Origin of the sequence: Pseudomonas vranovensis (assembly GCF_040438935.1) — a bacterium.
Taxonomy (GTDB): domain Bacteria; phylum Pseudomonadota; class Gammaproteobacteria; order Pseudomonadales; family Pseudomonadaceae; genus Aquipseudomonas; species Aquipseudomonas vranovensis.
Genome location: NZ_CP159259.1, coordinates 2865981 through 2880216 on the forward strand (window position 1 = coordinate 2865981; position 14236 = coordinate 2880216).

General features: G+C 61.3%; 12 protein-coding genes. All 12 read left to right on the plus strand.

What is annotated here, in order from left to right; all coding sequences use genetic code 11:
* Positions 1-72 precede the first annotated feature (72 nt).
* Positions 73-1239: a cupin domain-containing protein gene (locus ABVN19_RS13190; RefSeq protein ID WP_028944243.1), complete on the plus strand. Its 1167-nt coding sequence runs from the start codon at positions 73-75 to the stop codon at positions 1237-1239.
* Complete coding sequence (locus tag ABVN19_RS13195) at positions 1232-1666, plus strand: GNAT family N-acetyltransferase (protein WP_028944242.1); 435 nt, start codon at positions 1232-1234, stop codon at positions 1664-1666. Before ABVN19_RS13190 ends, ABVN19_RS13195 begins: the two co-directional genes overlap by 8 nt.
* A gap of 123 nt (positions 1667-1789) precedes the next feature.
* On the plus strand, positions 1790-2524 hold the full coding sequence (locus tag ABVN19_RS13200) for a secretin N-terminal domain-containing protein (RefSeq protein ID WP_256585867.1): 735 nt from the start codon (positions 1790-1792) through the stop codon (positions 2522-2524).
* A gap of 490 nt (positions 2525-3014) precedes the next feature.
* Entirely contained in the window at positions 3015-4340 is a 1326-nt protein-coding gene (aceA, locus tag ABVN19_RS13205; protein WP_028944240.1) for an isocitrate lyase, read from the plus strand.
* Between the two features lie 188 nt (positions 4341-4528).
* On the plus strand, positions 4529-5191 hold the full coding sequence (locus ABVN19_RS13210; RefSeq protein WP_105642121.1) for a lysoplasmalogenase: 663 nt from the start codon (positions 4529-4531) through the stop codon (positions 5189-5191).
* 358 nt (positions 5192-5549) lie between these two features.
* Positions 5550-5963 (plus strand): NADH-quinone oxidoreductase subunit A, encoded by a 414-nt coding sequence (locus ABVN19_RS13215; RefSeq protein WP_028944238.1) that lies wholly within the window; start codon positions 5550-5552, stop codon positions 5961-5963.
* Between the two features lie 10 nt (positions 5964-5973).
* Positions 5974-6651 carry an NADH-quinone oxidoreductase subunit B gene (locus ABVN19_RS13220; RefSeq protein ID WP_010220398.1) on the plus strand — a complete coding sequence of 226 codons (678 nt, stop codon included), beginning with the start codon at positions 5974-5976 and terminating at the stop codon, positions 6649-6651.
* A gap of 78 nt (positions 6652-6729) precedes the next feature.
* Positions 6730-8511 carry an NADH-quinone oxidoreductase subunit C/D gene (gene nuoC, locus ABVN19_RS13225; protein WP_105642122.1) on the plus strand — a complete coding sequence of 594 codons (1782 nt, stop codon included), beginning with the start codon at positions 6730-6732 and terminating at the stop codon, positions 8509-8511.
* 2 nt (positions 8512-8513) lie between these two features.
* Complete coding sequence (gene nuoE / locus ABVN19_RS13230) at positions 8514-9011, plus strand: NADH-quinone oxidoreductase subunit NuoE (protein WP_012313767.1); 498 nt, start codon at positions 8514-8516, stop codon at positions 9009-9011.
* Positions 9008-10375 carry an NADH-quinone oxidoreductase subunit NuoF gene (gene nuoF / locus ABVN19_RS13235; protein ID WP_105642123.1) on the plus strand — a complete coding sequence of 456 codons (1368 nt, stop codon included), beginning with the start codon at positions 9008-9010 and terminating at the stop codon, positions 10373-10375. The genes nuoE and nuoF overlap by 4 nt, the downstream gene beginning before the upstream one ends.
* Positions 10376-10508: 133 nt before the next feature.
* Entirely contained in the window at positions 10509-13223 is a 2715-nt protein-coding gene (gene nuoG / locus ABVN19_RS13240; protein ID WP_105642124.1) for an NADH-quinone oxidoreductase subunit NuoG, read from the plus strand.
* Entirely contained in the window at positions 13220-14227 is a 1008-nt protein-coding gene (gene nuoH, locus ABVN19_RS13245; RefSeq protein ID WP_028944234.1) for an NADH-quinone oxidoreductase subunit NuoH, read from the plus strand. The genes nuoG and nuoH overlap by 4 nt, the downstream gene beginning before the upstream one ends.
* Positions 14228-14236: the final 9 nt, after the last annotated feature.

Here is a 14236-nt window from a genome sequence, read left to right on the forward strand (position 1 = left end):
GCGCGTAAACGCCCGGCTCAGCCGGGCGTTTTTATTACCGAAAGAAAATTACTTTTTTTCAATAGGTTACACATGAATCCTGATACTCCACTGCAGCTGCTGGGCGGCCTCACAGCCCGTGAATTCATGCGCGACTACTGGCAGAAGAAACCTCTGCTGGTGCGCCAGGCCTTTCCAGATTTCGAAAGCCCGATCGACCCCGACGAACTGGCCGGCCTGGCCCTGGAAGAAGAAGTCGAGTCGCGCCTGGTCATCGAGCACGGCGAGCGGCCTTGGGAGCTGCGCCGCGGCCCGTTCGAGGAAGACACCTTCAGCACCCTGCCTGAGCGCGATTGGACCCTGCTGGTCCAGGCTGTCGACCAGTTCGTCCCTGAGGTCCAGGAACTGCTGGAGCACTTCCGCTTCCTGCCCAGCTGGCGTATCGACGACGTGATGATCAGCTTCGCAGCCCCAGGCGGCAGCGTGGGTCCGCACTTCGACAACTACGACGTATTCCTGCTGCAAGGCCAGGGCAAACGCAACTGGAAGATCGGCCAGATGTGCGACAGCGACAGCCCGCTGCTGGAGCACGCCGACCTGCGCATCCTGGCTGAATTCGAGCAGAGCGACGAGTGGACCCTCGAACCCGGCGACATGCTTTACCTACCGCCACGCCTGGCCCACTTCGGCGTTGCCGAAGACGACTGCCTGACCTACTCGGTAGGTTTCCGCGCCCCGGGCGCAGCCGAAGTGCTGACCCACTTCACCGACTTTCTCAGCCAGTTCCTGCCGGACGAAGAGCGTTACACCGACGCTGACGCCCAGCCGGTCAGCGACCCGCACCAGATCCAGCACGATGCACTGGATCGCCTGAAGAAGCTGCTGGCCGAGCACATGAGTGACGAGCGCCTGCTGCTGACCTGGTTCGGCCAGTTCATGACCGAGCCGCGCTACCCTGAACTGGTCAGCGGCGAAGCACTGGATGAAGCAGAGCTGATCGAAAGCCTGGCCGATGGCGCACTCCTGATCCGCAACCCGAGCGCACGCCTGGCCTGGTCGGAAGTTGATGACAATCTGCTACTGTTCGCAAGCGGCCAGAGCCGCCTGCTGCCGGGCGACCTGCGCGAACTGCTCAAGCTGATCTGCGCCGCCGATGCGCTGCACATCGAGAACCTTGAACAGTGGCTTGAAAACGATCAAGGCATGACCTTGATCTGTGAACTGGTCAAACAAGGAAGCCTGGGATTTGCCAATGAATAAGATTCGGGTTCGCCTCGCCGATTGGCACAAAGACAACGCTGATATCCGCCGTATTCGTGAAGCCGTGTTCATTGCCGAACAGTGCGTACCGCCCGAGCTGGAATGGGATGCCGACGACAATACCGCCGTTCACTTCCTGGCCCTTGAAGGCGACTACCCCATCGGTACCGCGCGCCTGCTGGCCGACGGCCAGATCGGCCGGGTGTCGGTACTCAAGGACTGGCGCGGCCTGAAGGTTGGCGACGCACTGATGCAAGCGGTGATCGTCGAAGCCCAGAATCGCGACCTCAAGCAGCAGATGCTCAGCGCCCAGGTACATGCCACGCCGTTCTACGAGCGCCTCGGGTTCAAGGTGGTCAGCGAAGAGTTTCTCGAAGCCGGCATTCCGCATGTGGACATGGTTCGTGAGTCGCGCGAGCTGGTTTAAGTAAGTAATCGCGAGCAGGCCCGCTCCCACAATACGAGTGGGAGCGGGCCTGCCCCACGATCAAACCAGCAAAACCACTGCAAATTTGCCATCATGTCCACTCCACCTGCGGAGAAAATGGACATGCCGCTACGCCCCCTTCTCGCCTCTCTGCTTCTGTCGTTCAGCCTCACTGCGCTGGCCGCCACCGAAGTCCTGCCGCTGAACCATCGCACCAGCGCCGAACTGCTCCCCGCCGCGCAATCCTTCCTCGGCAAGAACGGCACGGTCAGCGCCTTTGAAAACAAACTGATCGTCAACGCCAGCCCCGAACAGATCGACAGCCTGCGCAGCCTGCTCGCTCAACTGGACACTGCCCCGCGACGCCTGCTGATCAGCGTCGACAACAACGACAGCAACTTCCAGGACAACCGCGGCAGCGCCCGCATCATTCACTACGGCACCGCCAACCGCGAAGGCGGCATGCAGCAGGTACAGGCCAGCGAAGGCAGCCCTGCCCTGATTCAGGTGGGCCAGAGCATTCCCGTCACCAGTACCAGCACCGATGGCTACGGACGCATTCAAAGCGATACCCAGTACCGCAACGTCACCCAGGGCTTCTATGTCACCGCCAGCGTCACTGGCGATACCGTCCACCTGAACATCAGCACCAACAATGACCGGATGAGCCAGGAACGTCCCGATGTAGTGAGCGTTCAAAGCACCGACACAAAAGTCTCCGGCAAGCTGGGTGAGTGGATCACTCTGGCGGGGGTCAACCAGCAAAGCCAGTCCGAACGCAGCGCTTCGGCCCTCAGTTACAGCACCCAGCGCGGTGAAAACATGACTTTACGGGTAAAAGTCGATGAAATGGACTGACCCCAGGTAAATCAAGGCCTCGACCAAAGACCTCGAAACTGACTGATGAGTCGCATTAGACGAAAGATGTAGTGGTGATAAAAAAGCACTACAAAACATTTGACGACCACAATCGGTAGAGGCATGATGGCCCCGCTCCCGCTAATCAGAGGCCCTGGAAAGGGCCTTCGAGCCGCACTCTAACCTACCCACCTGAGTCGGCCCGTGTCTGTACAGCCCACAAGGCAGTTTGACGAGATTGCGACTGGAACGAAGTTGTCCCGAGGGACGGAAGCGCATCAAGAGGCACCCGGCAGCACTGTTCACTGCAGTTCGGCAACCACGAGCCACCCTGCAGCGAAAACCTCGCCAACGCCTGCTCACTTCCCCCTTCGAGCCCCATCGTTCGACCGTCGCATATTTCGCTGAACATGACTTGCGCCAGGCTTCTGATCTGCGCTGTGTGAGCGAGAATTTTTTACCCAAGACCGATGCGACGAGGTTTATTTCCATGGCACTGACACGCGAACAGCAAATTGCAGCCCTCGAAAAAGACTGGGCCGAAAACCCGCGCTGGAAAGGCGTGACCCGTACCTATACCGCCGCTGATGTCGTACGTCTGCGTGGCTCGGTCCAGCCAGAGCACACTCTGGCCCGCATGGGTGCCGAGAAGCTGTGGAAGCTGGTCACCCAGGGCGCACACCCGTCCTTCCGCCCAGACAAAGATTTCGTCAACTGCATGGGCGCCCTGACCGGCGGCCAGGCAGTACAACAGGTCAAGGCCGGCATCCAGGCTATCTACCTGTCCGGCTGGCAAGTGGCCGCCGACAACAACTCGGCCGAGTCCATGTACCCCGACCAGTCGCTGTACCCGGTGGATTCGGTTCCAACCGTGGTCAAGCGCATCAACAACTCGTTCCGTCGTGCCGACCAGATCCAGTGGAAAGCCGGCAAGAACCCAGGTGATGATGGCTACATCGACTACTTCGCCCCTATCGTGGCTGACGCTGAAGCCGGTTTCGGCGGCGTGCTGAATGCCTACGAACTGATGAAGAACATGATCGAAGCAGGCGCTGCCGGCGTTCACTTCGAAGACCAACTGGCTTCGGTCAAAAAATGCGGTCACATGGGCGGCAAGGTACTGGTACCAACCCAGGAAGCCGTTCAAAAGCTCAGCGCCGCTCGTCTGGCCGCTGACGTTGCCGGCGTACCGACCATCATCCTGGCCCGTACCGATGCCAACGCCGCTGACCTGCTGACCAGCGACTGCGACCCGTACGACCAGCCGTTCGTCATCGGCGAGCGCACCCAGGAAGGCTTCTACAAAGTACGTGCAGGCCTGGATCAAGCCATCGCCCGCGGCCTGGCCTACGCGCCATACGCCGACCTGATCTGGTGCGAAACCGCCAAGCCGGACCTGGAAGAAGCCCGTCGCTTCGCCGAAGCGATCAAGAAGGAATACCCGGACCAGATCCTGTCCTACAACTGCTCGCCTTCCTTCAACTGGAAGAAAAACCTGGACGACGCGACCATCGCCAAGTTCCAGCGCGAACTGTCGGCCATGGGTTACAAGCACCAGTTCATTACCCTCGCCGGTATCCACAACATGTGGCACGGCATGTTCAACCTGGCGCACGATTACGCCCGCAACGACATGACCGCCTACGTGAAACTGCAAGAGCAAGAGTTCGCTGACGCGTCGAAAGGCTACACCTTCGTGGCGCACCAGCAGGAAGTCGGCACTGGCTACTTCGACGACATGACCACCGTGATCCAGGGTGGCAAGTCTTCGGTAACCGCACTGACCGGCTCGACTGAAGAAGAGCAGTTCCACTGATCACTGATCAGCGCTGACCGATTCGGGTGAAACGCAAGACCCGGGGCCTGTGATGGGGCTCCGGGTTTTGTTTTTTCAGGTCGCGGGGCAACCCCGCCCCTACAGTGCCCGGCGATGTGGCCGATTCGGCACTTTCTTATAAATCCCCATTGGCTATCCTAGGCGCACACGATTTCCAAGGATCGGCCATGCCTCGTCCCATTACCCTCCTCGGCCTGGCGCTGCTCGGCGCTGCCTTCTATATATATGCACTGGCCACCCAGTCGCCACTGCTGGGCCTTGTCGTCAAACCCATTCCAGTGATTGCGTTGCTGGTGTGGTTGGGGTCTGCCGAGCCTGGTCGCTACCGGCAGTGGATCATGATTGGCCTGGGCTTCTCGCTGCTGGGCGACATTCTTCTCGCCGCTCCCGGTGACCTGTTCGTATTTGGCCTTGCGGCGTTTCTCTGCGCCCACTTGGCTTACCTGCGCGCCTACCTGGGCACAACTCGCCGCCTGGCGCCCCTCGCCTTCGTGGGCTCGGCTATCGTCGGCACGGCGCTGCTGACCTTGTTGATCAGTCATGGGCTGGGCGAGCTGCTGGTCCCGGTGACGGTCTACGCCCTGGCCATCACCGCAATGCTGTGGCGCGCCCTGGCCTGTGGCGGGCTGGCAGCACTGGGGGCAGTCGCCTTTGTATTTTCTGACAGCTTGATCGGCATTGACCGCTTTGTCGGCCAGTTCGCCGCAGCGCCCTACCTGATCATCGTTGCCTACTGGCTGGGGCAATGGGCGATCGCCGCCTCGGCGATCGCCCGCACATCGTCAAAAGCCTTGATCCAGAGCGCAGCAGTGCGCGAAAAAATCAGTTAGAACAGCAAGCCCGGAAACTTGCAGGTGATGGCAATGTTGCACAACTTTGTAGTTGACCCCGACAGTAGGACTAATCTTATAGCCATAAATGATATTAATTATCATTACGAAGTTTCGGATTCATTACGCTTTGCAAGAAACATAATTAACAAAAGCCGGGGCAATGCCCGCGCCATGCGGCCTGCAGGCTGTTACGAAAGATTTTTGTTCTTAATGCTACGAATAAATTTGCTGCAGAAATTTTACTTGCACCGGGTTTACCCATAAAATCAGCGCGATAGATTCCGCTGCGACATATCGTCACTGCTCTACTTCTTTTCAAACCGCAGAGACTGGTCTCTGTATAAGGATTTTCAGCATGCCCGATTCGACAGGACTCATCGCCCACAACTGGGGCTTTGCCATTTTCCTTTTGGGTGTCGTTGGCCTCTGTGCCTTCATGCTCGGCCTGTCCGCGCTGCTCGGCAGCAAGGCGTGGGGCCGCAGCAAGAACGAACCCTTCGAGTCCGGCATGCTGCCTACTGGCGGCGCCCGCTTGCGCCTGTCAGCCAAATTCTATCTGGTCGCGATGCTGTTCGTGATCTTCGATATTGAAGCCCTCTTTCTCTTTGCATGGTCTGTGTCCGTCCGCGAAAGCGGCTGGACCGGATTCGTCGAAGCTCTCGTTTTCATAGCAATTCTGTTGGCAGGCCTTGTCTACCTATTCCGAGTGGGCGCCCTTGACTGGGCTCCGGAAGCTCGTCGTAAGCGGCAAGCGAAGCTGAAACAATGAGGCTTTGGCAATGCAATACAATCTCACCAGAATCGACCCGGATGCGCCTAACGAGCAGTATCCAATCGGTGAACGGGAAACCGTCTCCGACTCGCTGCTAGAGGACCAGGTCCACAAGAACATCTTCATGGGCAAGCTTGAAGATGTTCTCAGTGGCGCGGTCAACTGGGGGCGTAAAAACTCCCTGTGGCCGTACAACTTCGGCCTCTCCTGCTGCTACGTGGAAATGACCACGGCCTTCACGGCGCCCCACGACATCGCCCGCTTCGGCGCCGAAGTCATCCGGGCCTCGCCGCGCCAGGCCGACTTCATGGTCATCGCCGGCACCTGCTTCATCAAGATGGCGCCGATCATCCAGCGCCTGTACGAGCAGATGCTCGAGCCTAAATGGGTCATTTCCATGGGTTCGTGCGCCAACTCCGGCGGCATGTACGACATTTACTCGGTCGTTCAGGGGGTCGACAAGTTCCTCCCCGTGGATGTCTATGTGCCTGGCTGCCCGCCTCGCCCTGAAGCCTTCCTGCAAGGCCTGATGCTGTTGCAGGAGTCGATTGGCCAGGAGCGTCGTCCTCTTTCCTGGGTTGTCGGTGATCAAGGCATTTACCGTGCCGAGATGCCGTCACAGAAAGAGCAACGCCGTGAACAGCGCATCCAGGTCACCAACCTGCGCAGCCCCGACGAAGTCTGATCCAGCTATCAGTTGCCTGCGCGCGTGCGACAGGCAGCCTGGCTTCATTCTCTACGTTGACCGAAAGCGACCGAGACCATGACAGCGGACACCGCTATTTATATCCCGCCTTACAAGGCTGACGACCAGGATGTGGTCGTCGAACTGAACAACAAATTCGGCCCCGAGGCGTTCGTCGCCCAGGAAACCCGCACCGGCATGCCGGTGCTTTGGGTTACCCGCGCCAAACTCAAGGAAGTCCTGAGTTTCCTGCGCAATGTCGCCAAACCGTACAGCATGCTCTACGACCTGCACGGTGTGGACGAACGTCTGCGCACCCAGCGCCGTGGCCTGCCAGGCGCCGACTTCAGCGTGTTCTACCACCTGCTCTCGGTGGAACGGAACAGCGACGTGATGATCAAGGTGGCCTTGAGCGAAAGTGACCTGAACCTTCCTACCGTGACCGGTATCTGGCCAAACGCCAACTGGTACGAGCGTGAGGTCTGGGACATGTTCGGCATCGACTTTGCCGGCCACCCGCACCTGACCCGCATCATGATGCCGCCGACGTGGGAAGGTCACCCGCTGCGCAAGGACTACCCTGCCCGCGCCACCGAATTCGATCCGTACAGCCTGACCCTGGCCAAGCAACAGCTCGAGGAAGAAGCCGCACGCTTCAACCCGGAAGCCTGGGGCATGAAGCGCAGCGGCGCCAACGAGGACTATATGTTCCTCAACCTTGGCCCGAACCACCCATCGGCTCACGGTGCCTTCCGTATCGTGCTGCAACTGGACGGTGAAGAGATCGTCGACTGCGTCCCGGACATCGGCTACCACCACCGTGGTGCCGAGAAGATGGCCGAGCGCCAGTCCTGGCACAGCTTCATTCCCTACACCGACCGCATCGACTACCTCGGCGGGGTTATGAACAACCTGCCGTACGTGCTCGCGGTCGAGAAGCTGGCCGGCATCCAGGTACCGCAGAAGGTCGACGTGATTCGCATCATGCTCGCCGAGTTCTTCCGGATCACCAGCCACCTGCTGTTCCTGGGTACCTATATCCAGGACGTCGGCGCCATGACCCCGGTGTTCTTCACCTTCACCGACCGCCAGCGCGCCTACACCGTGATCGAAGCCATCACCGGTTTCCGTCTGCACCCGGCCTGGTATCGCATCGGTGGCGTTGCCCACGACCTGCCGCGTGGCTGGGACAAGCTGGTCAAGGACTTCGTCGAATGGCTGCCAAAGCGCCTGGACGAGTACACCAAGGCTGCCCTGCAGAACAGCATCCTCAAGGGCCGTACCATCGGCGTTGCCCAGTACAACACCAAAGAGGCCTTGGAATGGGGCGTCACCGGTGCCGGCCTGCGCTCAACCGGCCTGGACTTCGACCTGCGCAAAGCCCGCCCCTACTCCGGCTACGAGAACTTCGAGTTCGAAGTACCGCTGGCCCACAACGGCGATGCCTACGATCGCTGCATGGTCCGTGTCGAGGAGATGCGCCAGAGTATCCGCATCATCGACCAGTGCCTGCGCAACATGCCGGAAGGCCCGTACAAGGCGGATCACCCGCTGACCACGCCGCCACCGAAAGAGCGCACCCTGCAGCACATCGAAACCCTGATCACCCACTTCCTGCAGGTTTCGTGGGGCCCGGTCATGCCGGCCAACGAATCCTTCCAGATGATCGAGGCGACCAAGGGCATCAACAGTTACTACCTGACGAGCGACGGCGGCACCATGAGCTACCGCACCCGGATCCGTACTCCGAGCTACCCGCACTTGCAGCAGATCCCTTCGGTGATCCGCGGCAGCATGGTCGCGGACCTCATTGCGTACCTGGGCAGTATCGACTTCGTTATGGCTGACGTGGACCGCTAAGCATGAACAGCACGCTTATCCAAACCGACCGTTTCGCCCTGAGCGAAACCGAGCGCTCGGCCATCGAGCACGAGATGCATCACTACGAGGACCCGCGCGCCGCGTCCATCGAAGCCCTGAAGATCGTTCAGAAGGAACGCGGCTGGGTGCCTGACGGCGCCATCTACGCCATTGGCGAAGTGCTCGGCATTCCTGCCAGCGACGTCGAAGGCGTGGCCACCTTCTATAGTCAGATCTTCCGTCAGCCGGTTGGCCGGCACATCATCCGCGTCTGCGACAGCATGGTCTGCTACATCGGCGGCCATGAGTCCGTAGTCAGCCAGATCCAGAGCGAACTGGGTATCGGCCTGGGCCAGACCACCGCCGACGGCCGCTTCACCCTGCTGCCTGTGTGCTGCCTGGGTAACTGCGACAAGGCACCGGCACTGATGATCGACGACGACACCTTTGGCGACGTCCAGCCTGCTGGCGTTTCCAAACTGCTGGAGGGTTACGTATGACCATTACTTCCTTCGGCCCGGCCAACCGTATCGCCCGTGCGGCTGAAACCCATCCGCTGACCTGGCGCCTGCGTGACGACGGCGAGCCGATCTGGCTCGACGAGTACCAGGCCAAGGACGGCTATGCCTCTGCCCGCAAGGCACTGGCACAGATGTCCCAGGACGATATCGTCCAGACCGTGAAAGATTCCGGCCTCAAGGGTCGTGGCGGTGCGGGCTTCCCCACCGGCGTCAAATGGGGCCTGATGCCCAAAGACGAATCCATGAACATTCGCTACCTGCTGTGCAACGCGGATGAAATGGAGCCCAACACCTGGAAAGACCGCATGCTGATGGAGCAGCAGCCCCATCTGCTGATCGAAGGCATGCTGATCAGCGCCCGTGCGCTCAAGGCCTACCGCGGCTACATCTTCCTGCGTGGCGAATACACCACCGCAGCGCGCAACCTCAACCGCGCGGTCGAAGAAGCCAAGGCGGCCGGCCTGCTGGGCAAGAACATCCTGGGCAGCGGCTTCGATTTCGAGCTGTTCGTCCACACCGGTGCCGGTCGTTACATCTGCGGTGAAGAAACCGCACTGATCAACTCCCTCGAAGGCCGCCGTGCCAACCCCCGCTCCAAGCCGCCCTTCCCTGCCGCCGTTGGCGTCTGGGGCAAGCCGACCTGCGTGAACAACGTCGAGACCCTGTGCAACGTGCCGGCCATCGTCGGCAACGGCATCGACTGGTACAAGTCGCTGGCCCGCGAAGGCTCCGAAGACCACGGCACCAAGCTGATGGGCTTCTCTGGCAAGGTCAAGAACCCGGGCCTGTGGGAACTGCCGTTCGGCGTGACTGCCCGCGAGCTGTTCGAAGACTACGCCGGCGGCATGCGCGATGGCTTCAAGCTCAAGTGCTGGCAGCCTGGCGGCGCCGGTACCGGTTTCCTCCTGCCTGAACACCTGGATGCGCAAATGTACGCCGGTGGCATCGCCAAGGTCGGCACCCGCATGGGTACCGGCCTGGCCATGGCCGTGGACGACAGCGTCAACATGGTGTCGCTGCTGCGCAACATGGAAGAGTTCTTTGCCCGCGAATCGTGCGGCTTCTGCACCCCGTGCCGCGATGGCCTGCCGTGGAGCGTCAAGCTCCTGCGCGCCCTCGAAAACGGCCAGGGCCAGCAGGGCGATATCGAGACGCTGCTGGGCCTGGTCGGTTTCCTCGGCCCAGGCAAGACCTTCTGTGCACACGCACCAGGTGCAGTGGAGCCGCTGGGTAGCGCGATCAAGTACTTCCGCCCCGAGTTCGAGGCCGGCATTGCGACTGCTGCTCCTGCAGCCGCTGCCCTGCGCCCGGACCTGGCGAAGCCGATCGTCGTCGGCGCATAACGAATAGAAATGCGGGCGGTCCGTGCCGCCCGTTGCTTGCTCAGCTCGCTCGGGGATACCTGTCGCGGGCTGCAGGCACACAGTTTTCCATTAGCCACGCCCGCACACGCGGGCCAACGAAGAACTTTGAACCATGGCCACTATCCACGTAGACGGCAAAGAGCTCGAAGTCAACGGCGCAGACAACCTGTTACAGGCGTGTCTGTCGCTCGGCCTCGACATCCCCTATTTCTGCTGGCACCCGGCGCTCGGTAGCGTCGGCGCCTGCCGCCAGTGTGCGGTCAAGCAGTACACCGACGAGAACGACACCCGTGGTCGTATCGTCATGTCCTGCATGACCCCTGCCTCCGACGGCAGCTGGATTTCCATCGAAGACGAAGAAGCCAAGGTATTCCGTGCCAGCGTCGTCGAATGGCTGATGACCAACCACCCGCACGACTGCCCGGTCTGCGAGGAAGGCGGTCACTGCCACCTGCAAGACATGACGGTAATGACCGGCCACAACGAGCGCCGCTACCGTTTCACCAAGCGTACCCACCAGAACCAGGAACTCGGCCCGTTCATCGCCCACGAGATGAACCGCTGCATCGCCTGCTACCGCTGCGTGCGCTACTACAAGGACTACGCCGGCGGTACTGACCTCGGCGTATTCGGTGCCCACGACAACGTCTACTTCGGTCGCGTTGAAGACGGCGCGCTGGAAAGCGAGTTCTCGGGCAACCTCACCGAGGTCTGCCCGACCGGTGTGTTCACCGACAAGACCCACTCCGAGCGCTATAACCGCAAGTGGGACATGCAGTTTGCCCCAAGCATCTGCCACGGTTGCTCCAGCGGCTGCAACATCAGCCCGGGTGAGCGTTACGGCGAACTGCGTCGCATCGAGAACCGCTACAACGGTTCGGTCAACCAGTACTTCCTGTGCGACCGTGGCCGTTTCGGCTATGGCTACGTCAACCGCACGGACCGTCCACGTCAGCCGCTGCTGGCCGACGGCACCAAGCTGAGCCTGGATGCGGCGCTGGACAAAGCCGCCGACATGCTGCGCGGTCGCAACATCGTCGGTATCGGTTCGCCACGCGCCAGTCTCGAAAGCAACTACGGCCTGCGCGAGCTGGTCGGAGCCGAGCATTTCTACTCGGGTATGGAAGCCGGTGAGCTGGAGCGTGTGCGCCTGGCCCTGCAGGTATTGAACGACAGCCCGCTGCCGGTTCCTACCCTGCGCGAGATGGAAGACCACGACGCCGTGTTCGTCCTCGGCGAAGACCTGACCCAGACCGCCGCCCGCGTCGCCCTGGCCCTGCGCCAATCGGTCAAGGGCAAGGCCGAGGCCATGGCCGATGCCATGCGCGTTCAGCCTTGGCTCGATGCGGCAGTGAAGAACATCGGCCAGCACGCCATGTACCCGCTGTTCATCGCCAGCCTGGCCGAGACCAAGCTTGATGACGTTGCCGAAGAGTGCGTACACGCCGCTCCCGACGACCTGGCGCGTATCGGCTTTGCCGTTGCCCATGCCATCGACCCAAGCGCTCCGGCCGTCGAAGGCCTGGACGCCGAAGCCCTGGCCCTGGCCAAGCGCATTGCCGATGCCCTGGTTGCTGCCAACCGTCCGCTGGTGGTTGCTGGTACTTCGCTGGGCTCCAAGGCCCTGATCGAAGCGGCTGCCAACATCGCCAAGGCGCTGAAACTGCGCGAGAAGAACGGCTCCCTGAGCCTGGTGGTCCCAGAGGCCAACAGCCTGGGCATGGCCATGCTTGGTGGCGAGTCCGTCGACGCCGCCCTGGATGCCGTGATTGCCGGCAAGGCCGACGCCATCGTCGTGCTGGAAAACGACCTCTTCAGCCGCGTCCCGGCCGCCAAGGTCAACGCTGCCCTGGCCGCCGCCAAGGTAGTCATCGTTGCCGACCACCAGAAGACCGCCACCACCGACCGCGCCCACCTGGTGCTGCCGGCGGCGACCTTCGCCGAAGGCGACGGCACCCTGGTCAGCCAGGAAGGCCGCGCCCAGCGCTTCTTCCAGGTGTTCGACCCTACTTACCTGGACAGCAGCATCCTGGTTCACGAAGGCTGGCGCTGGATGCATGCCCTGCGTGCCACCCTGCTCAACAAGCCGGTCGACTGGACTCAACTGGACCACGTCACCAGCGCCTGCGCCTCGGCCGCCCCGCAACTGACCGGCATCGTCAATGCCGCGCCATCGGCCGCGTTCCGCATCAAGGGCATGAAGCTCGCCCGTGAGCCGCTGCGCTACTCCGGTCGTACCGCCATGCGCGCCAACATCAGCGTGCACGAACCACGTACCCCACAAGACAAAGACACCGCCTTTGCCTTCTCCATGGAAGGTTACTCGGGCTCGGCCGAACCACGCTCGCAAGTGCCGTTCGCCTGGTCCCCGGGCTGGAACTCGCCACAGGCCTGGAACAAGTTCCAGGACGAGGTCGGCGGTCACCTGCGTGCAGGCGACCCAGGCACCCGCCTGATCGAATCCCAGGGCGACAAGCTCAACTGGTTCACTGCCATTCCGGGTGCTTTCTCGCCCGCCCGTGGTACCTGGCAGGCCGTGCCGTTCTACCACCTGTTCGGCAGCGAAGAGAACTCCTCGCGCGCCGCTCCAGTGCAAGAGCGCATCCCGCAAGCCTACGTCGCGCTGGCCAAATCCGAAGCCGACCGCCTGGGTGTCAACGATGGTGCGATGCTCAGCCTGAACGTGGCGGGCCAGACCCTGCGTCTGCCGCTGCGTATCAATGAAGAACTGGGCGCAGGCCTGGTTGCCCTGCCGAAAGGCCTGGCCGGCATCCCGCCAGCCATCTTCGGTGCATCCGTCGAAGGCCTGCAGGAGGCAGCACAATGACCTGGTTCACCCCCGAAGTGATCGATGTGATCATCACCGTCGTCAAGGCCATCGTGGTCTTGCTGGCCGTGGTGGTCTGCGGCGCGCTGCTCAGCTTCGTCGAGCGGCGCCTGCTGGGCTGGTGGCAGGACCGCTACGGTCCGAACCGCGTGGGCCCGTTCGGTATGTTCCAGATCGCGGCCGACATGCTGAAGATGTTCTTCAAGGAAGACTGGAACCCGCCCTTCGTCGACAAGATGATCTTCACCCTGGCACCGGTCGTGGCCATGAGTGCCTTGCTGATCGCCTTCGCCATCGTGCCGATCACCCCGACCTGGGGTGTCGCGGACCTGAACATCGGCCTGTTGTTCTTCTTCGCCATGGCCGGTCTGTCGGTGTATGCCGTACTGTTCGCCGGCTGGGCCTCGAACAACAAGTACGCCCTGCTCGGCAGCCTGCGGGCCTCGGCCCAGACCGTGTCGTACGAAGTGTTCATGGGCCTGGCGCTGATGGGTATCGTGGCGCAGGTTGGCTCGTTCAACATGCGTGACATCGTCGACTACCAGGCACAGAACCTGTGGTTCATCATTCCGCAGTTCTTTGGCTTCTGCACCTTCTTCATCGCTGGCGTGGCCGTGACTCACCGTCACCCCTTCGACCAGCCGGAAGCAGAACAGGAACTGGCCGACGGTTACCACATTGAATATGCCGGCATGAAATGGGGCATGTTCTTCGTCGGTGAATACATCGGCATCATCCTGATCTCGGCGCTGCTGGTAACCCTGTTCTTCGGTGGCTGGCACGGTCCGTTCGGCATCCTGCCGCAAGTACCGTTCCTGTGGTTCGCCCTGAAGACCGCGTTCTTCATCATGCTGTTCATCCTGCTGCGCGCCTCGATTCCGCGCCCGCGCTATGACCAGGTGATGGACTTCAGCTGGAAGTTCTGCCTGCCGCTGACCCTGATCAATTTGCTGGTGACCGCTGCGCTCGTGTTGCTCAACACGCCAGCTGTTGCGGCCCAGTGAGGATTTGAC